At 57.5% G+C, this 26,084-nt stretch carries 14 protein-coding genes; 3 read left to right on the forward strand and 11 right to left on the reverse strand.

Translation table 11 applies throughout. The features are described from left to right. Position 1: 1 nt before the first annotated feature. Genes AB1644_11985 through AB1644_12000 form a run of 4 tightly spaced genes read right to left on the reverse strand, consistent with a single transcriptional unit; the run spans position 2 to position 12,317 of the window. Positions 2 to 769 carry an ATP-binding protein gene (locus tag AB1644_11985; GenBank protein MEW6051762.1) on the reverse strand — a complete coding sequence of 256 codons (768 nt, stop codon included), beginning with the start codon at positions 767 to 769 and terminating at the stop codon, positions 2 to 4. After that, on the reverse strand, positions 753 to 2,357 hold the full coding sequence (locus tag AB1644_11990) for a SpoIIE family protein phosphatase (GenBank protein MEW6051763.1): 1,605 nt from the start codon (positions 2,355 to 2,357) through the stop codon (positions 753 to 755). The genes AB1644_11985 and AB1644_11990 overlap by 17 nt, the downstream gene beginning before the upstream one ends. Then, positions 2,347 to 4,359 (reverse strand): hypothetical protein, encoded by a 2,013-nt coding sequence (locus AB1644_11995; GenBank protein MEW6051764.1) that lies wholly within the window; start codon positions 4,357 to 4,359, stop codon positions 2,347 to 2,349. Before AB1644_11995 ends, AB1644_11990 begins: the two co-directional genes overlap by 11 nt. Beyond that, positions 4,356 to 12,317 carry a right-handed parallel beta-helix repeat-containing protein gene (locus AB1644_12000; GenBank protein MEW6051765.1) on the reverse strand — a complete coding sequence of 2,654 codons (7,962 nt, stop codon included), beginning with the start codon at positions 12,315 to 12,317 and terminating at the stop codon, positions 4,356 to 4,358. The genes AB1644_11995 and AB1644_12000 overlap by 4 nt, the downstream gene beginning before the upstream one ends. Positions 12,318 to 12,697: 380 nt before the next feature. Here AB1644_12000 and AB1644_12005 point away from each other — a divergent pair, with 380 nt between their 5' ends. The 3 genes from AB1644_12005 (at position 12,698) to AB1644_12015 (ending at position 16,210) form a co-directional block, all read left to right on the forward strand. Beyond that, the gene (locus tag AB1644_12005; GenBank protein MEW6051766.1) at positions 12,698 to 13,960 is read left to right on the forward strand and encodes a 4Fe-4S binding protein; all 1,263 of its coding nucleotides are present in this window, start codon (positions 12,698 to 12,700) and stop codon (positions 13,958 to 13,960) included. A 263-nt stretch (positions 13,961 to 14,223) separates the two neighbouring features. Further along, the gene (locus AB1644_12010; GenBank protein MEW6051767.1) at positions 14,224 to 15,603 is read left to right on the forward strand and encodes a cytochrome B6; all 1,380 of its coding nucleotides are present in this window, start codon (positions 14,224 to 14,226) and stop codon (positions 15,601 to 15,603) included. 190 nt (positions 15,604 to 15,793) lie between these two features. Then, entirely contained in the window at positions 15,794 to 16,210 is a 417-nt protein-coding gene (locus tag AB1644_12015) for a DUF1801 domain-containing protein (protein MEW6051768.1), read from the forward strand. A gap of 55 nt (positions 16,211 to 16,265) precedes the next feature. On the opposite strand, the gene AB1644_12020 is transcribed toward AB1644_12015, so the two are convergent. The 7 genes from AB1644_12020 to AB1644_12050 all read right to left on the reverse strand — a co-directional run bounded on the left by AB1644_12020 (position 16,266) and on the right by AB1644_12050 (position 25,991). After that, positions 16,266 to 16,814 (reverse strand): hypothetical protein, encoded by a 549-nt coding sequence (locus tag AB1644_12020; protein MEW6051769.1) that lies wholly within the window; start codon positions 16,812 to 16,814, stop codon positions 16,266 to 16,268. Then, positions 16,811 to 17,767: a hypothetical protein gene (locus AB1644_12025; GenBank protein MEW6051770.1), complete on the reverse strand. Its 957-nt coding sequence runs from the start codon at positions 17,765 to 17,767 to the stop codon at positions 16,811 to 16,813. Before AB1644_12025 ends, AB1644_12020 begins: the two co-directional genes overlap by 4 nt. 494 nt (positions 17,768 to 18,261) lie before the next feature. Then, positions 18,262 to 19,602, reverse strand: a complete 1,341-nt coding sequence (locus AB1644_12030) for an NAD(P)-binding domain-containing protein (protein MEW6051771.1) — start codon at positions 19,600 to 19,602, stop codon at positions 18,262 to 18,264. 36 nt (positions 19,603 to 19,638) lie between these two features. Next, positions 19,639 to 21,258 carry a hypothetical protein gene (locus AB1644_12035; GenBank protein MEW6051772.1) on the reverse strand — a complete coding sequence of 540 codons (1,620 nt, stop codon included), beginning with the start codon at positions 21,256 to 21,258 and terminating at the stop codon, positions 19,639 to 19,641. Next, complete coding sequence (locus tag AB1644_12040; GenBank protein ID MEW6051773.1) at positions 21,258 to 23,369, reverse strand: cytochrome c3 family protein; 2,112 nt, start codon at positions 23,367 to 23,369, stop codon at positions 21,258 to 21,260. Before AB1644_12040 ends, AB1644_12035 begins: the two co-directional genes overlap by 1 nt. Continuing rightward, positions 23,366 to 25,048: a hypothetical protein gene (locus AB1644_12045; protein ID MEW6051774.1), complete on the reverse strand. Its 1,683-nt coding sequence runs from the start codon at positions 25,046 to 25,048 to the stop codon at positions 23,366 to 23,368. Before AB1644_12045 ends, AB1644_12040 begins: the two co-directional genes overlap by 4 nt. Before the next feature lie 13 nt (positions 25,049 to 25,061). Further along, a complete protein-coding gene (locus AB1644_12050) occupies positions 25,062 to 25,991 on the reverse strand; it encodes a hypothetical protein (protein ID MEW6051775.1) in 930 nt (309 codons plus the stop codon). Positions 25,992 to 26,084: the final 93 nt, after the last annotated feature.

The raw sequence follows: 26,084 nt of genomic DNA on the forward strand, positions 1-26,084 counted from the left end.
GCTATCGCCGCCATTTCTTTCGAACCGTGAGTACGTTGCGGTCAGTTGTGTCACGCGTGTACCTGACCCGGTCGGCCAGTTTGGAGACCATGAGCAATCCAAAGCCGCGCAGTTGGTGGTTCCTGGCGGCGTCGGCGGCACTCCATCGCACGGTCGTGGCGGTGGGATCAAAGGCGCGTCCGCTGTCGGCAATGGTCATTTCAAGCTGTTCAGATTGGGCGGTGACCTCAACCGTGAATTCGTCGTCGGACCCCAACCCGCTGTGGATACGGATATTGGTCGCGATTTCGTAGAAGATGGTCCGCAGTTCGAGAATCGTCGTTGCGTCGGCCCCTAATGAATTGAGAAACGACACAAACCGCCCGATGGCCATATCGATGCGGGCTGTGTCGATCTTCACCCGCTCGGCGTGCGTTTTTGGGAAGGTGGTGGCTTGGATGCTCTGATCGGGTCGGTGGAAGTTGTCGACTTCAATTCCTTCGAACGTAAACAAATGAGTCAGGTCCAGCACATACAGCACACGCATCAGGCTGATCGGGGGATTGACCAGCCGCAGGCCGATCGCGGCTTCCCGGCAGCGCGCGTTGGCTTTCCAGAGCAGATTGACGTGGCTCGATACCACATGCGTGAGCGCGGAACAATCGAGCCGGAGTTGCTGTGGCTGTTCGGCGATGAGCTCCGCTATTTCCTGCTCGAAAGCGCGACCGAAAGCCGAAGCCGGATCGGACGGCACTCTCACGGTGCGATGGTGATCAGTGACCTGCGACACCAGCGGTTTCTCCCTGTTGCGATCTGTAAGTCATGGGGCGTTGCCCGGTCCATTTCAACGCCAGAAGTGTCATGTCATCGGCCTGTGGCGCACCGCCAACGAAGCTCTCGACATCTGTCATAACGTCCCGCGTCAATTCCACCGGCGCCTTGACGGCAGAACCTGTCAGGACAGTGAGCAGCCGGTCCATCCCGTATTCGCTCTGTGAGTTGTTCATGGCTTCGTTGATACCATCTGTGTACAGCACCAGCCAATCGCCGGGGGCAAGCGTGAGCTGTGCGCCTTCGATCCGCTTGTCGAACGATGCAGCATCCATCATACCGAGCGGATACCCTTTGGTCTTGATCAACCGACATTCGTTGCTGACACATTGGACATGTACTAGCGGATTGTGCCCGGCCGACGCGAAATCGAATCGGCCGTTGCTGCCGTCGAGAAGGCCGTAGAACATCGTAACGAACGTGCCCTTTCGTATCTCGGGCAGCAGTTCCCTATTGACGGCTGAAAGCAGTTCGGTCGGCTGCGTACACCTGCGCGCATGTTTGATTACCAGGTCACGGGTGAGGAGCATCACCAGCATCCCCGGCAGCGATTTGCCCGACACGTCGGCAATGACCACGCCCAGCTTGCCCTGGTCGGTCTCGATAAAGTCGTAATAGTCGCCCCCCACGGTTCGGGCGCTTCGATAGGTGCCGGCGAACTGGAAGCCGTCACCTGTGGGATATGTCTTTGGCAGGATGTTCGACTGGATCTCGCGAGCTATCTCGAGTTCGCGGGTCATCCGTTCCGTCTCCACCATCTGTTTCTGAGCCTGGTCCAGCCGCGACCCCATGACGCGCAACGTTTCTGCCAGGTAGCCGAACTCATTGGCGCTGGTGACAGCCAGATCGAAGCGGATATGGCCGACATCAACCTTCCGCAACGACTCCGTGATCAGTTGGAGCGGTTTCAAACGGCGGCGCAGAATGATCATGGTCAATGGAACGCCCACGACGATCATACCGATGGTGATCAGAGACACGGTGACGAGCGCAGACCGGCGGGCAACCGCGATCTGGCGGGTTGAGGCTCCCATGGCGAGAGTCCCGAGTGTCACACCCTGTTCGGCAATGGGGACCGCCACGACGATCGAATCATTGGTGATATGCAGAGCTTCGCCGGTGCGCAAGCGGCTGAGATAGCGCCCGGACGGTGTGATCGACAGCGCCGAGGCTGACACGACCTGCTTCATGTCCGAATGCGCCAGATAACGGCCGTCGCGGTCGGCGATACCGGCCCAGCCGCAATCGGGGTTTTCCGACATGAGTCGCTTGCAGATGTCGGTCAACATAAGCGCATCCGGGCCATCGGCCGCTATTACCTGCTTGGCAGCCGCCCCGGCGTATGACCGGGTCTGTACCAGGAGCTTGTCGATGACGTTGTCGGTGACCGTGGCGACGAGTTGGTTAGTGACCATCAGTCCGGTGACGATCATGAGCAGGAGGACCAAACCGCCAAGATACAGCGCGAACTCCCGGCGGATAGAGCGGTTGAACCGTGAGGGGGCCGGCCACTGTGAAAGCATGTCCTGGTTCGGCTCAATTGTCATACGACAATTCCTTCAGCTTGTCGATCTCATTTTGGGTCCGGCGCGCATAGGCGGCGATCTCAGCGTTGTCAGGTGCGATCGCCAGTGCTTTCTTCCAGATCTCAAGGGCCTCGGTCAGACGGTTCCTGCTGTACAGGTCCACCCCTACGAACCGATATGCCTTCACGAGATACTCGCGAACCGACTGATATCCCGGCGCCAGGCGCTGTACTTCTTCCCACTCGGCGATAGCTTGATGCAGGTCTCCGCGGCCAAAGGCATGTTGCGCTCGTTCGTACATGCCTTGCACCTGTTTCTGCAGATCACGGCTTAATGGTGCGGATACCGGCGCTTTGGCCACTTCCGGCATCTGGCTCTGCTTTAGAGCTACTTGGCACTGCTGCTGGAGCTCTAAACAGCGGCCATGACCCGGGAAGCGAGCCAGCGCCGAATCAAGCGCGGCGAGTGACGCGACATACTGCCGGTTTGCCAATTCCGTCTCGGCGCTGGAGCGGAAAGACTCGAATTCGGCCTTTCTCAGGGACAGCCGAACCGCCGGGTTGTCCGGCGCCATGCGGTCAAGCGATTGGGCGGCGGATAGAGCCTGCTCGTAGGCCCCGTAGCTGATAAGTGAATCGACCTCGGTGAGTTTCTGCTGAACGAATTCCTGACTGCGGCTCAGTTCTGCCGAAGCGTACACCGCCTGGTTGCGCAAGTCGACCGCTTCAGCCGAGCCGGGATCGAGCCCCAACGCCAGTCCCGCAAAATACTGGCATCCGAGATAGTCTTGTGAGCCAAGGTGCACCCGAGCCGAATCAACATATGCAGCCAATCGAGCAGCACGATCCCAGTCGGTGATCTGCTTTCGCACATCAGCGGCCAGCGTAGCGTATGGCGTGGTGTCAATACCGCTGCTTCTGGCCAGGAAGAGGGCGCGGTCGAAGTCGGCATCAGCAGCTTCCAGGTCGCCGGCCCCCATGGCGAGTTTGCCGGCTTCCAGCATCTGGGACGCCAACTCACTGTTCTTCTGAGCCAGGCGGTCGCTCATGGCCTGGTTGAATGCCGCCTCGCGTCGTTCGGCGCGAAGCTGTCTGCGTTCGCCCACCGGTTTGCCAAACGCGGTGTTGAGCGTGATCAGGTGCAGCGCGCCGAGTTCGCGATCGACCCAGGCGTAGTCAAAGCTGATGCCATGATATGCCAGACCAGTGCCAAACGACAATTGGTCTCCTCGGAGACCTCCTCTCAAGTTCAACATGTCAAACATCGAATACTCGAGCCCGAATGCCCCGACCGCTTCGGCCGGATCAGGCTTTGATAAGCTGCCGGACAGGTTCAGCGTGTGATGGCCGTCATGACTGACCGCAAACTGGAGGCCGAGACCGGCCTGAAGTTCAAAGGGGATATCGATAGTTTCATCGACTAGTCGCATCGAAGGTGTAATCAGATTGCGCCCGACCAAAGAAAGCGTTGCCTGTTCGCATCGCCAGAATGGGGTCGTGATGCGCCGTGATAGAGCCAGGTCGAGACCGGGTGATGACGTCGCCTTATAGGTGTCAAGGGAGTGCGTCTCTAATGACAGGGCCAGCCCCAGGTCTACCGACCCGACAGTCCGTCCATAGCCAAGACGAAACGCCATCCGGTTGTCGTCGATCGTGCCGAGAAGCGAATTGCCGGCATCTCGTTTTTCGATGTTATCGATGCCAAGTCGGAACACGCCAAACCCTACCGCGCCCCAGTCGAGCGTTGGAAACACGATGCCGAGATATTGGTACGCGATATCCGAATCGTAGAGGCGGGTGTGAAAACCCATGACTCCATATTGTTCGCTTTGTGCCAGCCGGGCAGGATTCCAGAACGCGGCGGTCGCGAAATCGCTGGTGGAGATATTGGCTCCCCCAAGCGCCAGGTCTCTTGACCCGGCCCCGAAAGCGAACGGTGAGCCTGTACCGCCAGTTTGAGCCGTAGCCGTCAATGCGGTGAACGCCCATAATATAGAGATATGTACGACACGCCCAATGCTCATCGCACCACCGCTATTTTCCGTCTGAACGATTCAATACGACCAGTCTCGTACGTTGCCGTAATCCGGCAGAAGTACACGCCCGGCTGGACTGTCCGCCCAACTCCATTATTGCCTCCCCAGCTATCTGACTGATAAGCCCCTGCCGCTCGGAACTCATGGCGCACGACGTTTGTTACCGGCTCACCGGTGACGGTGAAGATGTCGATATCGATGGTGGCAGCCTCATTAAGCACAAAACCGATTGTAGTGGCCTCGTTGCGCGCGGGATTAAAAGGATTCGGATAGTTGGTGAACGAGGCCCCCAGGTCGGCTGCAACTACCGAAATCTCACCTGCGTCGACAGGATATACAACTCCAGAGAGAACAGGATAGACGGTGGTCGCGCTGCTCCGGTCAGTAATCTGCAAGAACGACGAATCTGCGAAGATGACCACGATGTTTCCGACCGGGGCTGATTCGGAAAGGTCGCAGGTCAATCTGATACTGACCATGTCTCCTCGGCTGACCATGAGCGGAGCGGCCATAACGATGGAGATTGAATCCTGAGCCAGCAGACTATCAGTCCCGACCTCAAGGCCGTTTATCTCGAGGTGGACGACGTCGATCGATGCACGGGCAGGCTCAAGGGAACCGTTACCGCTCGGACGGCGCTTCAGCGCCGCCGTCAAACCGCGGACCTCGATCTGTCCGACCGGGGAAGCAGAACTGTATGTCAGAGAGCCGTCAAACAGCTCAACTCCCCGGCTTCCGGCTCCGGCGATTCTCACCGGCAGATCCGAGCGAGTAGCCTGTGGGCGGCCGGCAGGCAGAACGATCGAAGTAAGTCCAGCCGTGAACGGGAACGATTGAGAACAGCCCGGGGCTGTCGCCAATCCCGGCCGGTTTGTCGTATCGCTCACGTCGATTACATCAAATTCGACGGCACCCGTGACGCTGAAGGCGAATTCGCTGTATGGCGCCTCTAAGCGAAGGTCGCCTACGATCTGAATGGTGAGACTGTCGGCGGGGGCGAGCACCAGGCCGGTGTCTCCGAGCATCAGGGTTAGTTCACCGCTGGCGACCGTCAGAGATGGCGCATACCATATCGGACCTGTACCGACCCGGTATCCAATTCTGTCCAGAAGCTGATTGGGGTCAAGCGGTGTGCCGCCACCGTCAACAGGGCGCATCCCGACGCGCGTCAATCGCACGTTCGAGTATGCAGCGGAGGCAGAATAGGTGACCGAATAGGCGAAGAGTGGTACGGAATCGGCGCCACCCGAAACCGAGGGGATTGCGATATCGGCTAAACACAGTAACGGAGCCTGCGCCGGCATCCGGAAAGATGTCCAGGCCGAGACAATGGGAAAGACGGTCCCGCTGGCGAGCGCAGTGTCCGGCACTGTGGGGACAGCCGCTCCGGTATTGAGATCGCGTACCGTCAGGTTGGTGCTGTCGGCAATGATCAGACTGAATCCGGGTTCGCCGGTAAACGGTTTGACCGTGACAGCAACGTACATGGAGTCTAACTCCAGCGGGTTAAGATTTACCGGCGTGGTCAATGGGATGTCGAGACGGTTGGTGTCGTTCGGCAACGGGACCACGCTACCGAGGATATTCCCCGGTTTGTGGAGTTCGATCTCGCTGAACAGATCACCGGCGGCAAGAGCGACGCCATTCGAATCGACCACAGCCAGTGCGAGTCTGGTCAGTTGTACCGACGAGTAACCCAATGCCCCGGTATGACGTACATAGAGCTTGAGAATGTCCACGCGCTGCTGCGCGTAGTTGATAGTCGGGAGTGCGCAGGAAACCGCCGAGACGGCAATCTGCTCCGCCGGTGAATCAATGCGCGTCACCTCCGATCTGAGCGGGTAGACAGTGGCTGTGCCGGTCGGGATCAACTGTCCGGTGTTCGCGTCGAACCACGGCACCCACGAGGCACTGTCGATCGCGATCATGAAGCCAGCCGGTACGGCGTTTGAATCGACGTCAACAACGAGCATCAGGTTCTGTGAGGCTCCCGGCACAACGACCAATGGAGTGCCAAAAGAGAAGACGATATCGGTCTGGGCCGGCACAACCGTGATGACGCCGAGGATATCCAAACCAGTGGTGAGCACCATACGACTGAAAACGGAACTGGCTGGTACATCAACTCCCTGACCGTCCACTACTTTCACATGAAAGCTCTCGAGGGCCATGGCCGCCACCGACGGGTCCGAATCCGGATGAGGGCACTTGAGCGTCATGCAGAATATATTGGTCTGCCCCCGTGTCACCGCTGTCGGGCTGGTGTTCAGGAGCTGAAGGTTGACGGGAGAAATCGCTCTTTGAATTGTTGTCGGCGCCGTCTGAATCACAGGCGACGAATCTGCCGACGCTTGCGACACCGACCTTAACTGCCACCACACAGCGCCTTGGCCGACGGCTGTGAAATAGAACCGACTGGTGAAAGTCTGGCCGGCCCCGAGATCGAGCGGGCCGGCGATACTGCTGTCCAGACGGACCAGTTGCGAATCGGAAATATTCACGATCTCCGTGGCGACGGCGCTTATAGTCCCACTTGTGACGTTGGTGGTTGCGATGCTTACCTCGATAGACTGCCCGACAGAATAACTGGCACGAAGCGTATCCGGTGCTACCCGGAGCCCTGAGGTGGAGACCGTGAAGACGCCCGCCGCCGCTATGGAGGAGTCGATCGGCCCGTCGTTCGCAGAGCCATACGCGCAGGCCGTCAAAGGGATCTCGGCCCGGAACGTAGCATCGGGCAACGCGCTGATGCTGATATCACCGACCACCAGCAGGCCGGGAGGAGTTGGAGGAACAGGTATTGAAAGTCCCTGCGCAGTGTACACGCCACCATCGTACACGAAGGCGCCAACGAGCGAATCCCCTGTGCTTAATCCGCGATTGGCATCCGTGTCCAGCCAGAGCTCCAGATTTGCAAAAGAGGCCGTATCGCCGCTGCCCATGTTTACGAGGGCGATCTGCTGGAGTTCATCCATACGATCACCATTGGCGGCCGGAGAAAAGGCCAGGAACACGACATCGCTATCCCCTGGTGTCAGCGAGCGACCAACCGGACCGAATTGCCGATACTGGCGGCGGACAGAACCGTCGACCACCAGACTTCCACCACTCGACAACGGCAAATCCCCATTGAGATTGACAAGTTCGGTAAACGCCAGATCGGTCGGTTGTTCGATGACCACAAAGAGACTGTCGGAGTCGATCAGATCTGTCGGCAAGGTTGCCGCGACAAAGAAATACGCGAGTGACTCCGAAGGCAACGCGGTAGAGAGTCCCTCGAACCTGAGTTTGCCCTGAGCGAACAGCCCTGTCCCGATCACACTGTCGTTGTCAAAGACACGGTTCTGATTCATATCAAGATACAGCGACACCTGGCCGAGTTCGTGGTCTGCAAAGGCTGTTGAGCTTGCCGAACGTGACGCATTCGTAAGTGTTACCTGTGCGAGCGTTTTCGTCTGGCCAAGGTAGCCGTTATACAGGGCGAACGTCATGAGTACGTTTCCGGTCGCGCCGGGGTAGACTGTTGTCGTGTTGATCGGTATCGATATGGCGGTGACACGGTTGGATGGAAAAATGACAAAGGACGACGGGTTGACCACGCTCTGATCATCAGGCCCTGTCGAGCCGGAGGCGAACCGAACCCCTTGAACCGGTATATCGAAACGAATGGTGCCGCCACCCAGCTGTTTGTCGGAGATCGACACAGTGACAAAGAACCGATTTGCGACCGAATCGAGCGCGGCTTTCTGACCGTCCAGCCGCCAGAGATTCCCCGAAGCCGTGAATTCGCCGAGCAATGGATCATCGGGAGTGAAACCGTCGCCGGTCTCATCTTGCCACAGCCGGACATTTTGCAGGAGGTTGTTGTCGGGCAGTGAGCCACTGTTGAGCAGATTGAGCTGCGAAAGTAAATCGGCGGCATAGCCGTTACGCGGCAGCTCAAAATCGAAGACCAGTTGATCGGTCTGTCCAGCGTAAAGATTAACCGGTGGCAGTACATGCACGGTGACGGACGCCGCAGGAAACGCATCGATAATGAACGGCGCCGCGTTTGTCAGCGGGAATGTCCCGTTCACGCGTACCGGGCGGTCACAGATGAAGGCGGTGGAGTCCACCGCGCGAAACGCCACCGTATTGCCGTTTTTCGCGTTCGTCAGACTGAGCTTCGCCGTAACGAACACCGTTTGGGTCCCGCCACTTCCGGCCAGCGGGAGGCTGCTGGCATCAAAGACCGCAACGCTGTTGACCAGAATGTCGACAGCGATCAGTGAATCGGCCGATGAAACGGACGTAATATCATTGTCCTTATCGAGGTACAGGAAAACGGAATCGATCTGCCCGGCAAGCTGCGCGTCGATTGCTCCCTGCGGGTCGATGCCGACGAACGAGAATCTGATGGTATCGATTGCGATGGTCTCGGCATAGCCGTTGACCAACTCTATTGCCAGCACCGGTCCGGTATTCTGACCTGGAGTGCAGCTGTGCGAGGGTATTGGTACACTGCTGGCGAGGAGCGCCTGGCGGCCCTGTATCGTGATCGTATCAGGGGACGTAACCAGCGCATCGAGCGGGCCGTCGTTGTTCGAGCTCACACGCACGCCGTTTATTGGCATACCCAGGATGATGGTGGCGCCGTCATGCGGGAAACTGGCCGGTCGAGCCGTCACGAAAAAACGAGCGGCGATATCCGGTAACGGATGTGAGAGACCACCCCGTGACCACGTTTCTCCGTTAAACACCAGACTCCCAAGCGAAATCTCGGCACTCGGTCCGCCCCAGACTGCGTCGCCGTTGTCGGCGTAGAGCGCGAACTCCGAGATATCGGTCTGGACCGCCGATCCGCTGTTGATGATATCCACAGCTTTGAGTGTGTCCGGCTGATAGCCGTTGCGCGGCAGGTCGAATGCAAAGCAGAGGACAAGACTGTCGTCCGGTCTGAGCGCGTTGTTCCCACCTGACACTACCCCGATCTGTCCGGCCACCATCCCGTCAATCTCCGTGATCCCTCGAGAATTCGATAGGGGCGGTCCCGCGACAATCGTCAGGTCTGCGGTCTCGATATCCAGACCCGGGATGAGCGCAACGTCAACCGTGTCGCCGTCTCGTGCAAGCGCAGCGGATGTCGCCGTCACGAGAAAGGTCATACCGCTGTCGGCCGGGATATCGATTGACGATATGGCCAGTGTCATGTGTCCTGAAAGATAGGGAGTTGTGCCCAAGAGCGAGTCGACGCCGGTAAGAGTCGAATCGCTGTTGAGGTCCGCATAGACAGATGCAGTGGTCATGTTGGCGGCGAGCTGAGCTGATGAACCCGCACCTGAAGACAGATCGTTAACGGCTATCGATGTCACTGTTTTCGTAGTGGCGTAATAGTTCTCCAGCCGGAACGCCTGCACCGTTGTCGCGTCACCGTTCGGTCTGATCGTGCCGTCGCCGAGTGGAATAGTGGAAAAGAACAGCTCTTCCACGCGCAAACTGCCGGTAGTGTCGGCGATTCCGGCAATACTGTTGGTTGCGCTGACTGCGCCTGTACCGGGAGCTTCTGCAATATATCGCCCGTCCGCATCGATATTGCCGACCCGTCCCAGTGCCAGCCAGGTGACAACGCCGGGATCCGTCACGTTTCCGGCGCTGTCGAGACCGATAGCCGTAAAATAGACAGTATCTCCGATGCCAACTGTTACCGAGTCAGGTACGACGTGAATGCTGCTCAACTGGCCGGGTGTTACTTGGATTGGCCCACTCGAATCCACAAGAAGGCCTGCTGAGGCAACAACATACCCCTGCCCTACATTTAAGCTGGTGAACATGCCATCGACTGTGATCGAACCAATACTATCGGTAACAGACCAGCTCACCACCGGCTGAGGTACCGTCACGTTCCTGTCGACGTCCCGAGCGATCGCACTGAACCCGAGTGTCGCACCGATGGCCACGGTGGCGGTATCAGGGAACACGTCGAGCGAAACCGGCTGGCCGGTAACGATAGTAAGGACACCCGTGGTGTCTACAGGTCCCTCCACATGCGTCGCCGACACGCGTATGTCGCCGGGTCGTTTGAGCACGAGTTTCGCGTTTGTCCCCACGGCCGGTACGATTCTGTTGTTGGTATCAGCGCCAACGATCGTCCAGTCGACCGAAACGTCCCCGATCAGGGCGTTAACGGCGCTATACCCTCTGGCATAGAAGCGAGTCGTGTCGTTGTCAGTCGATAAGATCGTCGCACCCACCGGTGTACCGTCAAAGTACTCGACCCGTATGTGGTCAAGGCCGCCCCCGAGGGTGACCATCACGCTGCCGGAGTCCCTGATGATACCTTCTGCAGCTTTTATCCAGTAAGTTCCAACCGGCCCGGCGGAGTACATGCCGGTCGCGGTAATGCCCCCCACCAGGTCAGTGGTCGACCAGATAACCGAATCCGTATAGTCGGCAATGAAATTGGAGTCGCTGTCGTATCCAATGGCCGTGTACTGGTACGAGGTGAGGGTAGGAACGATGTTGACGGCCGGGAGAACATCGAGATAGACCACAGGTCCGGGCACTACCAGTATCTGTCCTGAGACGGCCGTAAATCCAAGACTGCTTTGTGCCTCAATTGTGCCCGTACCCGCTACATGGGCAACAAATAGTCCGGTCGAATCGATGGTCCCAATTCCACCATTCACAGTCCAATTGATTTGGCCAAGTTCGACGACTTGGTTCCCTTGCAGGTCGTACGCCTTGAAAGCGAATGTCTGGCTGTTCCCTGATGCAATCGTCAACGTGTCCGGTGCCACCGAAAACGACACGGGAGATCCCGGACGAATCGTCATGAGGCCGGTCTGTGCCGAGATGCCGTTGAGATCTGAATTAACTGTGACTCTGCCGGATGCGGTACCGACAGGTGTGAACAGACCGGTGCTGTCTATGATGCCCGTCGGAAACGTGTGCGACCAGATCAGGTTCCCCGAAGCAGCCGCCAGGTTGGCACTGTCGTACGCGAGGGCGCTGAACTGATAGGCCGAATCGGCGGATAATGTGTCGCGAACCGGGAAGATCTCTAGGCGGGCCAGTTCACCGCACTCCAAGGCGCCGATGTCCGGCGCAAGACCATTGAAGGAGTAGCCAAGATCGACACCGGCATCGATTGCCGGCGAGCCGAAGTTGAGTCGAAGGTCATGGTTGGTCGTGTCGAGAAACATCGGATCGGCAATCATACCGCCCGCCGAATCGACTACGCCTCCGAAATACGGTCCGGCCTGATTGTTCCACAGAATATTAAACGCGCAGACATTGCCGGCGACCCCGGAGATGCCATGGACGCAGTCGGTAATAATGTTGTTGAAGATGCGCGCACTGCTTTCATTAACCTGGATATCAATTCCGGTATTCGTAGCATGGATCGTGTTTCCGAAGTAGCGGTTTGAAAGAGCCCCTTTCTTGTTGAATATCCCGGCGTTGCCGGTGCCCAGAAGGATCGTTCGCGTTACCAAGTTGCCGGAACTTTCGATGCTGATACCCTCGGTGCCAACATCGTGAATGTAGCATTCATGAACGACACAGGAGTCCCCCTTTACCATGACCCCAACTTTCGTTGAACCCGTAAACTCCAGATTCTGCACTTGGACAAAGGAGGCTGAGACGGTCACTAGGTCGAACGAACCGGATTGACCGTCAATAACGGGTCGTCCATTTAAACCACGATAGAGTATGGGGGCGGTACCTGTGCCTGATGTTTTGAGATCGACTGACTGTGGGATAAGGTAATTCCCCGGGAGTATATTAACCGTATCACCGGGAACCAGAATTTCTTTGGCGGCGCCGTTGTCAATCGACTGCCAAGCCTCCGCAGGTGTCAAACCCGTATAGGCATCGTCGCCTGAGGGCGCGACATAGTACTGGGTGGCGTTGGTAGAAACCGCCAGAAGCAGAACTGACCAAAGAGCTCGTCGCGTCGCTGTCAACATATTTAGAGATTGCCCTATCTTCTATTATCTGTCTTATCGACTTTTTCCAATGGGAGCTAAAGGCCTGCATGCCTGAGCTATAGGCGGAATCGCGACTTTGAATTGTCAGGATATGTGAGGTCAGTTAAGCGCGAAGATCGGGGCGAGTAAATGTGAGAGGCGGCGTTCGCCTTGCATAAGTCATTGTACGACAATGTCTTTCGGATGTGCTAGGTAGACCCCATCATTTGGCTTACCTCTCACGGATTATCGCTTTCGGCCAAAGATCTCCATAACGACCAGCCGGTTTCCGTCAAAGCTATTGCTTTTGGGCATCCGTTGAGACTACATTAATAGTGTACTCTGTCCAATTTCACTGACCATTATCGAGGGGTGCAGACATGGGTCATCTGGTTGGCAAAGATCTCTATCGAAAACTCGGTAAGAAAATCGACGGTCTCACCGCCCGCGCTCCATGGAATGACACCCTATACGCAATCCTGAGGGAACTCTATACACCGGCTGAAGCCGAGTTAGTCGTGCGCATGCCGTACGGTTTGTCCGATATTGCCCGGATTCAGGCTGCGACAGGGGTTGATCGTCAGCAACTCGAACGCCTGCTGGAGCAGTTGTGCGAAAAGGGACTCGTGCTCGACGTATGGGCCAAAGAGGAATATCACTACACTGTTTCTCCCTTGATCATCGGAATCTTCGAATTCACCATGATGCGCACCCGTGGCGAGCTCAACACCCGTGAATGGGCGCGGCTGTTTCATACATACCTGCAGGACAGGACGACTTTTTACGATGCCAACTGCGGCAATGGTCAGAGGATATCATCATTGCGGACGCTCCCTTACGAAGAGACGCTCGATGAATCGGCCCGTGTAGAGGTCCTCGATTATGAGAAGGCCGAGGGTATCGTATCGAACGCCCGCAAGGTGGCGATCGGCATCTGCTCGTGTCGGCACGAGAAGCTTCATGCAGGCGAAAAACGGTGCGCCGTACCCCTCGAAACCTGTTCCAGTTTCGACGGCGCCGCAGAAACGCTTATCCGACACGGCATGGCGAAGGAAATTTCTCGCGAAGAAATGCGCGACAGGCTCGCACGGTCCAGGGAAGACGGGTTGGTCATGTGCGCCGATAACGTCCGCAACGATATTTCATTCATCTGCCATTGCTGCAGTTGCTGCTGCAACGTGTTGCTGGGCGTCAGTCGGTTCGGCTATCCACAGATGGTGGTGACATCGAACTTCATCGCGCGGATAGACACAGACAATTGCCTCAACTGCGGAACGTGCGCAGCCGCGTGTCCGGTGGGTGCGATCGACGAGGGCGGCAATGGTGACTTTCCGAAAGTGAACGAATCAATTTGTCTGGGCTGCGGCGTGTGCGCATTGCGGTGTCAGAGCAGTTCCCTCCGATTGGTAAGCCGTGCCAAACGGGTCTTCTGCCCTGCCGATACCTTCGAACGAGTTATCCTGCAGAGTCTGGAGCAGGGGACGCTGCAGAACCTGCTGTTCAGCGATCCCGGAAAACTCTCGCACAGCTTCCTTCGGGGATTTGTCGGCGGATTCCTGAAACTGCCTCCTGTCAAACGGTCACTCCTTGGCGACAGGCTTCGTTCGCGTTTTCTGACCGCCATAAGAAGGTCCCCTGGCTGAGGTGTGGTCAGCCCGCGGCCGGTTGGGCGCCGCCACGCGAAGTACCGCATAATGGACTACTGCATAGATGTTCATCTTGACAGAGACACAGAACTGCTGAAACTTTGCGATAGGGCCCAAAAACCTTACAGGTAAGGAGGTGAAGAGTCGTCTGCTTGAATCAGACGGCAGACAGGGCATTAGAGAGGCCGTTGGGATAATCTGTCATTGGAGTCGACATCCGCCTCTATTGGCAATTAGAATTTCTATCTGAGGAAACTCACATGAAAGCAAGGAAACCCAACAATCGACGTTGCCTTTTGATCCCACTACTTAGCGTAGTTGTAGTCGTTTCGTTCGTCTACGCACAACAGGGCAATGTAGTGTCGAGCTATGGCCCGACCAACCTGAGCCAGTCATTCGACCAGATAAAGGCCGAGCGGATGGCGGTCAAGGCCGCCCGGGCAAAAGAGCACATGGAGATGCTCAACAGCCGGTACGACTTGACCAAAAAGACGGCCGCCGATATCGCGATGTCCGGCGGCAAACCAATACCAATTGGTCCAACGGCCAAATTGCAGGGCGTCACCTGGGAGCAACTCGATAAGATGACTCCCGATGACATGAGCGGGAAAGGGTTGTTTCCGTACAAACCCCTGCCGTTTGCCGATCATGCCGAGGGGGGCATGCTCTTCCCCGAAATGATCACCAAGGAACTTCCGCGGCTGATTCGGTTCGATCTTGATTTCGATCTGCCGGAGCATTTCCTGCCGGACCCAGCGCCCGGCATCTACCTCACTACTCGACCCGACCTGGGCGACGTTTCAAAGGGGAAGCTTGTTACCATCGACAACTACTACGAGATGTTCAACGGGATCCTCAATCCGAAGCAGCTTGAAGGCCTGCGGCTGCTGTTGACCCAGTTCCCGCAGCAGCAGTTCAATGCAACAGAAGACCGTCGTACCGACAAGCCGAGTCTCGGCGTCACCTGCTTCGACTGCCACGCCAACGGTCATACCAACGGCGCGAATCACCTGGTGGGAGACATTCGCCCCCAGGAGTTCAGGCATCGCATCGAAACACCCTCGCTAAGGGGTGTGAACATCCAGCGCCTCTTCGGATCGCAGCGCGCGCTCAAAACGGTGGAGGACTTTACGGAATTTGAGCAGCGCGCCGCGTATTTCGATGGCGATATTTGCATGGCTACCAAGAAAGGGGTCAATATACTCGAGCGCGGGTCGCAGGTGCATTTTATGGCCGAGTTCTTGGCGCTGCTTGATTTTCCACCGGCTCCCAAGTTGAATATCTACGGTCAGCTCGATCCGGCGAAGGCCGGCGCCGGCGAACTTCGCGGCGAGGGGCTGTTCAACGGCAAGGCCAAATGCGCCTTGTGTCATCCGGCGCCGTACTACACCGACAATAGCATGCACGACCTGAAAGCGGAGCGGTTCTATAAGATGGAAATGGTGAACGGCATGATGATGGCGCACGACGGCGCGATCAAGACCTTTCCGCTCAGAGGTATCAAAGACTCGCCGCCGTATCTACACGACGGCCGTTGTTTCACCCTTGAAGATGTGGTCGAGTATTTCAATCTCGTCCAGCAGCTTCACTTGTCGACCCAGGACAAGAAGGATCTGGTGGCGTTCATGCGCTGTCTGTGACACGCACGTCATCGTTGGCAGGGAGGGCCGCTGAAATCCCTCCCTGTCAACCAACGATTCGACTACCCCTCAGTGATTCAATTCAGTATCTACCCCATTCCACACTCGCTATTCTTGTGCGACAATCGGATGAAGCTATTGCGCTCGGTATGAATCTCATCGTATCTATAGAGATAAGAGGACATCACGTATGGCGGAATTGAAGACTAAACCGACGGGCCGGAGCGTTAAGGAGTTCCTGAACAGAATCGACAATGACGAGACCCGCAAGGACTGCCAGGTGCTGGCCAGGCTCATGAAGCGGATTACCGGGGCAGCGCCGAAAATGTGGGGAGACAGCATCGTAGGCTTCGGCGACTACCACTACACGTACGGGAGCGGGCGGGAGGGGGACTGGTTTCTGACTGGATTCTCGCCGCGAAAGCAGAACCTCACGCTCTACTTGATGTTTGGACTTCAGACGAGACCCGATCTGGTGAAGCGAATCGGAAAAGTCAAGACGGGAAAGGGCTGTCTGTACATCAAAACTCTGTCCGAGATTGATCTGGCGGTTCTGGAAGAGTTAGTGAGGTCGTCGGTAGTGGCGACAAAGGAGAAATTCAAGTAAGTGAAATGCAGGGTCAGCATCGGGGCATGGCTTGGATGCCCTGCCCAACAGCAAATCAGCGCGCTGTTAAGGTCACGCAGATGTCGATAGCATGGCCAAAGGCCTGTGGATTCTCTGGCTTGATGACTACCGATGCATCTGCCGACAGCCGTGTATCGACCTCAAGCACTCTGGCGTCAACCGGTGTCCATTCGTATGATTGATCGTTGATCTTCACCAGGAGCGTCTGAGGCGGTTGGTCTTTGTCTAACCTGGCCGTGAAGGTCAGGTGGAACTGGCCCTCGGGATTTTCAAACATCCACACGATCTCTTTTCGATAACAGTTCAGCCGGGCGCACTGAGTCTGTGAGGCGCACGAATCGGGCAACTCGATATACACCGTGTCGACATCAACGACAGTGTCCGTTTGGATGATCGTATCGGTGTTCACGACTGTATCGGTCTGAATGACGGTATCGGTCAAAACGATCGTGTCTACCCGGACAATAACTCCTGGGGTCTGCGACTGACCATCGATACTCTCCAGCGGCTTCGAGCAGTTCACGAGAAGCTGAAACGACGCCGCGAGCATCGCCAGGATCGCAACAACATGCAAGCGCTTCATCTGGCGCCTCCGAGGTCGGTGTGCAGGGTGACCGAGATCAGAAACTGATCGTTTTTTGGCCGGGATATTCGGTCGCCGGCAATGCGGTGCCTGGCCGGATTGTATGATCCAGTGACCGACGCGTGCGCAAATGGTGTAACCCGCATCCCCAGCACTGGTCCTTCCGACAGTTTCACGAATTCATAGTATTTCTGCGAAATCTCTTCGATACGGAACCACCCCCCTACAAACCCCACTCGGGCCTTCTTAAGGGGGAACACAGTCAACTGCCCGCCAGCCATTCGTCGCCAAGTGTCCAGTTTGACACCCTGAAACCGATATGAATTGTTCCAGAAAGTGTGCCCAACCAGACCTTCAATGAACACCACCTTTTTCCACGAAATGGCACCGGCAACAATTGGTATGCCGCCGAACGGTGATGAAGAGACACCGGCGCTCAGTCGCAGTCCCATGTTCTCTGTCAGCAGACTCGCCAAGCTTTTTGATTCCACGTTCGGGCGCTCAATCTGACTTGCTTGTATCGGCGTTGCGGGACGCGACTCGTTTCCCATCAGGTCTCGTTCGATACGAACGCTGACAGAACGGTACCGTCCGCCGCGCGCGGCCACATCGACGGATTGGATCAGAAGCTGCGTGGAATCGACATGGAAATCTCGTATCAATACGTTGCGAAGCGCGTGGGCTCGACCAAGAGCCAGCCCCGGGTTCTTGGCGTCGTTGTTGGCAGCAAAGCGAACGCCATCGGCACCCCCCGTCACCACGCCGCGCGCCAGAGGATACTTGCGGAGCGTATCGGCAACCGCCTGCAGCTGCGGGTAGTATGGTTTGAAGAAATTCTGGCTAACTGTCCCGCCGACCCCCAGCGGAAAATCCGCGATCAGCACTTCTTGCGTACACGCGATTGATGCCAGCACCAGGATGCTGCTGATTACCGAAACGATGATTCGTAACACGAGATCGTCGTCACTCCAGTTTACGTTTGCCGGTTCACTAACGTCTGCTGCCGACCAACTTCGGAATCACCCGTCGGAGGGCAGAACCGTCGTGTCATTCAGCAAAAATCGGACCCAAATCAGAGAGCCCGCGTACGGGAGGCCAATTGATGTGCGCGTTTGCCTACCCGCTAACTGTACGCCTTCCAAGAAGGTGCGGGAGATTGGCAAGCTGGTAAATCAACTGCCTGGCGCGGACCGGACTCCGGTGTATTCAGGAGACGGAGTGTTGGCACCTGAAAGTTGGTGCACTTGTTCAGCATCAGCGGTGGCGCAAACTACTCTAAGTACCTATGGTGTTGACCATACAGTTATCACTATCACTGCTCAACCGCTGAACAGACGGACGTCGGGCGGTTGCCCCTGCGGTGCCTGAGCAATGGCGCTATTGGGGTATTGTCTGTTCCGAGTGAGTGCAGGTGTGCTGAGTCGACCGGGAGTGTGCTGGCAACGTGTTATGCCGGCTGCTTTATGAGACAATCACTCTGTTTGATGCTGCGCGTTTCACCGCCGAACTGTATCCCCATGCTCTTGAGCATATCAAACGGCGGAATGCCGCCGATCTGGACAATCACGTAGTCGTTAGGGATCTCCATCACTCCCTTCTTCGTTTCTAGGACCACGGACTTCTCACGAACCTCCTTCACCTGTGAGTCGAACAGCGGGATCACTTTGTGATCGGCGATCATCTTGTTGATGGCGAGTTCATTTTTCTTTTTCACGCGGAAGAAACTGCTCTTGCGGTACGAAATGGTGACGACGTTGCCGGGTTGTCTGGCCAATCCTGCGGCCGCTTCGACCGCGCTGTCGCCGCCGCCCACTACCAGCATATGTTTATCGCAATACGATTGGGCATCAACGAGCTGATACATCACCTTGGCTTGTTCTTCACCCGGCACGTCCATCTTGCGCGGTGTGCCTCGCCGCCCCAGCGCCAGCACGACGAAGCGGGCGTAGTGCGACCGGGTCTGAGTTTTGACGATGAACGTGTCCGCCTCGTGCTGTACGTCGTCGACACGCTCGCCCGTTTTGATATTGATATTGAACTGCTCCAGGATCGTATACCAGGTGTCCAGCAGGTGTTCCTTGGAGTATTCTTCCTTGGTAAGCCAGCCATAGAGCGGGATCTCGACCGGCTGGGTCATCACCAGCTTCCTCCGCGGATAGTGAAGGATCGTTCCGCCGGCATCCCGCTCATCGAGCACCAAATAGGTCAGACGGTGCTGGATGGCCGTCAGCGCGGCCGAGAGTCCGGCCGGGCCAGCCCCCACGATAATCACATCGAGCGTATCCCCGTTGGTAGAACGCTGCCCGCGTCGGGCGATCTCATCCACCACCATGCGCCCCTGGGCAATAGCGTGGCGGATCAACGATAGCCCTCCCAGTTCACCGGCCACAAACAGCCCGGGAACGGTGGTCTCATTTCTGGGCGTGAGAATCGGTATATCTGGACGGGTGGTAATATCGCCGAGCCCCACCTTGAGCGCCCCCACCGGACAGGCGCGCTCGCAATGACCGTGACCGACACAGCGTTGGCCGTTGATGACCTCGGCGATCCCCCAGACGACGCCAAGCACGTCCCCCTCGGGGCAAGCGGCAACACATGCGCCGCAGCCAATGCAGGCCGAGCGGTTGACCATCGGGTACTGGGCGCGAGGCCGGTCGATCCCCATTGCCTGCGCTTCCTCCTTCCGGGCCGCGGCCGATTGCTGATCCTTGCGGAACCGCCGAAAGTACGGCACGAAGGTCACTAAAATAAGAAGGATGACACCGATCCAAATAAGAGTCTGCTGCATGATTCTTCTACCCTTCCGCAACGGCCGGGTTCAGACTCAGAAGCGGTACCCAAGTTCCGTCTGCAGGCGCATGCCCTCAATATCATCGCCGGTGTCGAATTGCACAGAGCCGCCCAGAAAATAATGCCGCGACAGATCCCCCTGGCCGAACAGCTCGTACCATTGATTCCTACGGTTGGTGTTGTCGGATTCCGCGCTGTAGCTGTAGAGGCCGTAGGCCGTTCCGATCATGACCCGTCGCATGAGGTTGTCACTGATGCGAACCGAGTAATTGTGGCCGTGCTCGAATGGTCCGTCGAATCCGGCGAACATCCCCATGAACATTGCGGTCGATCGCCAGAGCTCCGACTTGTTCACGGAGAACGAATAGGATCTGGTGACGCTTGGGTCCCCTTCCCTGTTTCGCAGTCCGTAACTGATGGCTGTCTGAATTCGCAGCGGCAGGCTCAGGTCGAGCTGCGTGCGCATGCCCTGTCGCAAGTGGTCATCGAACAGACTGTCGACCGTGGACCTGGTTTCCAGCGTGCGGTAATTGGTCCGGTTATCGTAGCTGAGGCTGAGGCGCACGCGTCTGTGGAGACGATAGTAGACGCCAAGGTACAGGCTGGAAATGTCGACGCTCTGACCTGTCGTCTCACGGCGCCATCGGCGGTTGACATCGATCTCCGCGGTGTGGTACATCCCCCAGGTGGAACCGGCGTTATATCTTCCCTGGAGAGCGATATACTCGCGGCTGACCACCATGTCGGCGTACTCGCCAATCCCCGCGACACTCTCTTCGAAATAGCTCTTGCCAGGCTCTCCCTGCATGAGTGTCACATACCCGCCGGTTCTCATGATCGGAAGCTGGTCTTCTGAGAAGGCCCACAGCGGCTCCCTGCCGCCGAACATACCGATCCGCACGTTTTGCGATATCCTCGCTTCCATGAGCAAGCCGTCCAGATATCCGGCGCTGCCCGCCCGTCGCGGAAGGATCCTGCCGGCGTAGGCGTTCACCAGCGCACCCGGCTCTTCATAGCTGATCGAAAACTCCCAGATACGATTCTCCCATGCGTTCCGCGAAACCTGGGAACTGTACGTTCGCTGGCGCTGATCATACCGGCCCCGCGAGCGGATACTGAAAGTCAGTTCCTGTCCAAACAACCGGCGCGCTTTCAAATTGAACCGCCCGGTGATCTGGGAAAAGTCCAAATTCGAGGCGGATCGGTCGTCCCAATGGTAGTAGAGCACCGAGAGATTGCCGGTGATTTTCGGGGCCGAGGGCTTGGTGTAGCTCTTGGGTGCTTCCGGAGTAACGGTATCCACCGGTTCGGCTTGCGCGACCAACACACTGGAATCGACTGCAGACGCCACGGTGTCGCGGGGCGCAGTGGCAACAAGTTTGGCGACGTCCCCCACGGCAAGCGTGCAGGAATCGGTCAGTCTTTTGCACGAGGCCGAATGCTCGGCGACAAATAGTACTTCGACCTCCGTCCGGCACTTACTCCGACTTGTGATAACCAGTCGATCGCCGACCGAAAGCCCCTCGGCTTTGCCGATACTCAAGTACACGTTCTCGGCGGACAAATACTTGACCACCGGTTTCGAAGTAGCGCCCAGAACGGATGTCGTCAGCAGGCCGATGATCACGACGGTCACAAAGCTCAATTTGCTCATCAATGTCTCCCTCTGGGATGACAGTTGTAGCACGCGGCGCTCAGATACTGGTAGTTGCTCACGCCTGAGTGTTTCGCATCCATGGTTGTTTGGTTGTGTTCGTGACAGTTGATGCACTCGAACACGGCGAAATTGGCCGGATTCACGTGGCACTCGCTGCAGAGTGTCCACTTGCCGTTATGAGCCCCGGAGTAAATCGGAAAATACTGGGCGTCATGGTCCCAGTTAGCCGGCGACCAGCCGTTCGTCGTGTGGCAGGACTGGCAGTCGGTCGGGAAATTGGCAGCCAGGTGGTTGGGGTTGGTCGTGCCCGTGTAGTCGGCCTGGTGACAGGCGTAGCACGTGGACGGCGTGCCGGTATATCCGCTCGTGTGACACGCCAAACAGGCAGTCAAGGCATGCTGTCCGGTCAACGGGAACCCGGTCAGATTATGGTCGAACGTCGCCGGTGTCCAGGCGGTGGTGCTATGACACGACACACAGTCATGGCTGAAACCAGACGTGACATGGTTGGGATTCGTCGTCCCGTTGAAGGCGGTCTGGTGGCAGGTATAGCAATCGGACGGCGTGCCGGTGTAGCCCGTCGTGTGGCAGTCGATACAGGACACTGTCTGGTGAGCGCCGGTCAACGGAAACGCGGTTGCGCTATGATTGAAATTGGCCGGCGTCCAGGCGCTGGTCGAGTGACAGGTTGTGCAATCATGACTGAAGCCGGAGGCAACGTGATTTGGATTCGACACTCCCTCAAACGCTGTCTGGTGACAGGTGTAACAGTCGCTGGGCGTACCGGCGTACCCGGTGGTGTGGCAGTCGGTGCAGGTGACAGTCCGGTGCTTGCCGGTCAGTGGGAATGCGGTCGCGTTGTGATCGAACGAACTGGGTATCCAGGCATTTGTCGAGTGGCAAACAGTGCAGTCGTGGCTGAATCCGAACGAGACGTGATTCGGACTCGATACGCCTTCGAACGCAGTTTGGTGACACGAGTAACAGTCGCTCGATGTCCCGGCGTACCCGGTGGCGTGACAGTCGATGCAGGTGACAGTCGTGTGCCTTCCGGTCAGCGGGAACGCTGTCGTGTTGTGATCGAACGAACTCGGCGTCCACCCGTTGGTCGAGTGACACGAGATGCAATCGTGGCTGAAATTGGCCGACGCATGGTTGGGATTGGTGGTGCCCGCAAAGGCCGTCTGATGGCACGAGTAGCAGTCAGTCGGGGTTCCGGCGTACGATGTCGCGTGGCAGTCCCCACAGGCCACTGTCTGATGTCGCCCTGTCAATGGGAAACCGGTGGCCGCATGGTTATAGTTGGCCGGTCGCCACTGGGCCGTCGTGTGGCAGATTGCGCACTCATGCGTGAAGCCGCTCTGGCTGTGGTTGGGGTCAGAGGTGGCCAGAAAGTCCGGACTATGGCAGCTATAGCAGTCGTTTGGCGTGCCGGCGAAGCTGGCAGCATGACAGCTCATGCAATTCACCTGTTGGTGCGCACCGGTAAGGACGAACGAGGACGGGTGGGTATAGGAGGCGTTCTTCCAGGTGCCGGACGCCGCATGGTGGCACTGTTCGCAATTTGATTGGAATCCGGCCGCAACGTGATTCGGATCGGTCGTTGCAGCATATGTTTCGGCGTGACAGCCCATGCAATCCATCGGGGTTCCGCCGTATTCGTTGCGGGCCTGGTTGCGATGGCAGGCTTCGCAATCGGCGACCGCGTGCATGCCGGTGAGGGCAAACCCCTTTTGCGAGTGCAGTTCAAGCATATCCTTGCGGTTCTGCCAGTCTCGCGGCGTATGACAATTCTGACAAGCCAAACCGAGTTGTCCCTGATGGTGATCGGCGTGACAGTCAGCGCAGGCCACACCGACATGGTTGAACACCGGATCCTTGTGGCAGCCGATGCACTGCGCAGTGGCGTGCGCACCGGTCAGCGAAAAGCCGGTTACGTCATGATTGAACTGGACCGGACTCCGTAGTGCCGACCAGGAGTCGGCCGTATGGCAGTCCTGGCAATCCCATTTCAGTTCGCCGTGAGGATTCTGCGACGAAGTCCGGCTGAGAATCACTCCGGCCACAGTCACAAGGAGCAGGACGGCGAACGTTGCGGCGCGTCTCATGTCTTGTTCTCCTTTTTCAAAACTGGAGTTGCGCCGTGGCAGGAGGCACAGGCAGTATCCAGCGGCTTGTAGGCAACAAATGGTTCCGTGCCGACCATGATCGGCCGGTGACATTTCTGGCACGGGACCCTGATATGGGCTCCGTCCAGCTTGAAACGCGATTGCCGATTGTGATCGAATTTTCTGGCCTTCCAGTCCTGGGGCGTGTGGCAACCGGCACAATCCGTAACGTTACTTCCGGCCGCCGCGAACTGACCCAGATGAATGTCTTGGTGACACCCGGAACAGACGGTTGCGGCACCGATCATGGTGAGCGCGGGCTCTTTGACCCCTTTGACACGCCCCGTGTGACACTTGCGACAGTCTACTGAACTGTGCTTGCCTTCGAGCGCGAACCTCGTCAGGCCATGGTCGAATCGCACTTGGCGCCAGGTTTCCTCCGAGTGACAGAATTCGCACCCTTTGTTCGTTACGTACTTCTTGGCCTCGCCGCGATGTGGGTCGCCGTGACAGACCACACACCGCATGGATTTGAACTTGAATTGGTAGCGGACTGTCTCCGTTCCGCTGGCGCGCTTAGCATGACAGCCACTGCATGGGACCGCTTTGTGCGCCCCCGTGAGCGGATACTTCGTCTGCTCATGCTGCGCCATGAGGAAGCGGGCAGGCGAATACCCCGCCACGGTATGACATTCCTCACATGCCCCTTTCGAGGGCCGGGCGGCGAACTCCTTGTTATGGAAATCAGTATGGCAATCACGACATACGGCGAACGGGAGCTTGGCGCGTTCCCGACCCGGAATATGACATTTGTCGCACGCCACCCCTGCATGTTTCCCTTCGAGCGGATAACGGGTCTTGCTGTGATCGAAATTGGCCTTGTTGGTCACGTTCCAACCGTCGGCGCTGTGACAATTGGTGCAGTTGGCCCCCAACCTGCCCTTGTGCGGATCGGTGTGGCAGTCCGTGCACTGCTGGAACACCAGTGGACTGAGCCGAAGAAACTTGCCGTCATCAACAGTGCTATTGTCCACTACCGGCAGGTGACATTTCTCGCACAAGACGGTCGTGTGTTTGCCCTGCAAGGTGAATCGTGTTCGGGTGTGGTCGAAGCCGGTGGGCGGTTTCCACGAAGCGGCCGTATGGCATTCCGAGCAGGCGGCCATCAGTTGACCGCGGTGTTCGTCGAAATGGCAACTCTTGCAGGCACTGTCCAGGCCGAGGAAGGTCCGGTCGAGCGTCGTCTTGTCCGTTTCGAGGGCGGCTCGGTGCATTATGAACTTCTCCTGGTGACAGGCGCGGCAATCTGCAGTGGCATGCTTGCCTTCAAGCCTATAGCCTGTCTGCGAGTGATCCAACTGCTTCTGCCCTTCTTTCCAATAGACCAGGTCGAACGTGCGTCCCTGATGCTCCACATGACACAACTGGCATTGCCGGTACTCCTGACGACCGTGCAGCCCCGTGCGACTGTCGAGCCGCTCGCGTATTGCCGAGTGACAGGCCAGGCAATTGTCCGGAACCAACTGCCGGTCCGAACCATGGCACTTGGAGCAGTTCTGCACACCCTCGAGGAAGGCGTGCGACTGGTGCAGTTCTCCCGGCGATAGCTGGGCGACTGTCGCCCCGGGTGCCAGTACCAACACGATGAAACAGAGTCCATACCCCGCCAATCGGTACACTGCTGACGATCCTCTAACCAATCCACCCGTAGCCGGTCCAGAGCGCCACGCCGATATGGATTGCCATAACGATATACATGACAATGGCGAACGGTTTATGAATAACATGCCAGTAATGAAACAACATCCGCATCTCACTCAGGAGCCCGATCCGCCGGCGCAGGAGCGCCCGGCGAAATTCCGTCTCGAACAGTTCCATGAACTGATTTTTCGGCAGGAGGATTATCCTCCGGAGCCGTCGGCGCAGTTCCCGTTTCGTGAACGGTCGCGCCAGGTCGCCGCCTATCAGGATAAGCGCCGAGGTCAGCGCGCCATGACGACGGGGGATCAGTCGCTTCTCGAACAGCGCGTCAACACGTTTCAGCGTCTCGTCATCAAGGCGGAACCGCTCTTTCAAACCGTCGGCGATATGCGTACTCGCCTGCTCCATCTCCTGTAAGGTCAGCTCATTTCCAGCAATGTTGCGCGGTATCTGCATGTACAGGTACCGCCCGAAATAACCGCTGGCGGCGACCGCCACCATCGACCAGAAGCCCACAGCCACCAGGCCCTGGACTTTGAACGAAGTGTGCAGGACAATGAACAGCGGACCAATGACCCCGAAATAGATATGCAGGTCGAGCCAGTACCGGAGCGCCGGGGCTCGCCCCAACAACCGAGTCCGCTTGCGCATCGTGTACCCAAGCATTAATACCATCATGGTCGCGCCCACGATTCCGTAGGTGAGACCATGAGTGCCCGCCGGACGGAAAACACGATAGTCCGCATGATGCGGGCGTTCCGCGTACGGCGTCATGTAATACTGTAAGCCTTCGGCAAAAAACCAGATCAACAGCGCGAATGACACGCCGTACAATGCCCACAGGAACAATCGGCGACGCGGCGAACTGGAAGGGGTGCCGTCAAGCGTTTCTTGAACGGCGACGGGAGATGGCGAAATCAATTTGCGCTTACCTCGCTGGTTCCACGACTACACGAAAGGGCTCGTGCCGGCCACCTTACGTGGCGGCCCATACTTCACCTCCCCCGGCCGATT

It is taken from the genome of Candidatus Zixiibacteriota bacterium, from assembly GCA_040753875.1.
Classification (GTDB): Bacteria; Zixibacteria; MSB-5A5; order GN15; family FEB-12; genus DATKJY01.